Origin of the sequence: Candidatus Schmidhempelia bombi str. Bimp (assembly GCF_000471645.3) — a bacterium.
GTDB lineage: Bacteria > Pseudomonadota > Gammaproteobacteria > Enterobacterales > Orbaceae > Utexia > Utexia bombi.
The window spans coordinates 1-861 of record NZ_AWGA01000095.1; the positions used below are offsets into that span (position 1 = coordinate 1).

Consider the following 861-nt stretch of genomic DNA (forward strand, 5'->3'; position numbering starts at 1 on the left):
AAGATCACATGCTAACCAATCTGCAATTTCTCTTGCTCCAAAACCAAATATTTTTTCACTATTAGCATATTTTGTAAGTTTACCTCCCGTAGGAATAAAATCTGAATCGCTCCACCAGAATATAATTTGATCATTTAACATGTTATTTTTTTCCTTTATAAATTGGCCAAGCAGTCGCACCTGTACCATTAGGCTTTTTATAGAAACCTTGTATTTTTAGACCGCTAGTAGAAACTCCTTCCCATCTCTCTGTATTTGAAATTCTTTTTGAATTTTTAAAAGCACTTTCAATTTCCATTTCCGTCTGACGCTTAGACCAGTGCTCGAATGTTGAAGCTCTGTCGATAACCAAGAAGCTATTTCACATACACCGTAACCTTGTTTAGGTACATATCTAATATTTTCATCATCCATCATCCCTGTTGGACAAAATTCTTTATAATTATCAGACCAGTATAAATATATTTTTTTGTTCTTCATTTATCATTTCCTTTATACATAGGCCAAGCGGTAGCTCCAGTCCCATTTGGTTTTTTATAATAGCCTTCCATTTTTAATCCACTAAAGGATGTCCCTTGCCACCTTTCTTTATATTGTGGATGTGGCTTCGAATTTTTGAAAGCACTTTTAATTTCCATCTCAGTTTGACGTTTAGACCAATGTTCAGGGAAAAACATCGTTTCAGCTTCTTTTTTATACCATTTCCCTGTTGCTGGATCTCTAACAGAAATATATCCTTTTTGGACACCATTAACATCAGCATCGCCAATCCATTTATCTACTCTAATATTTGGATCCCTTATTTTGCTATCCATGCCTCTGCTGACGACAGGTCTCTAATACTGGCTTTAAGTTTTTCAG

The 861-nt window shown here is 35.0% G+C and carries 2 protein-coding genes; both read right to left on the reverse strand.

The window, feature by feature from the left end:
• Nucleotides 1-216: 216 nt before the first annotated feature.
• Nucleotides 217-480, reverse strand: a complete 264-nt coding sequence (locus tag O970_RS09975; protein WP_166667109.1) for a hypothetical protein — start codon at nucleotides 478-480, stop codon at nucleotides 217-219.
• Nucleotides 477-815 (reverse strand): EndoU domain-containing protein, encoded by a 339-nt coding sequence (locus O970_RS08980; RefSeq protein WP_133459368.1) that lies wholly within the window; start codon nucleotides 813-815, stop codon nucleotides 477-479. The genes O970_RS09975 and O970_RS08980 overlap by 4 nt, the downstream gene beginning before the upstream one ends.
• Nucleotides 816-861: the final 46 nt, after the last annotated feature.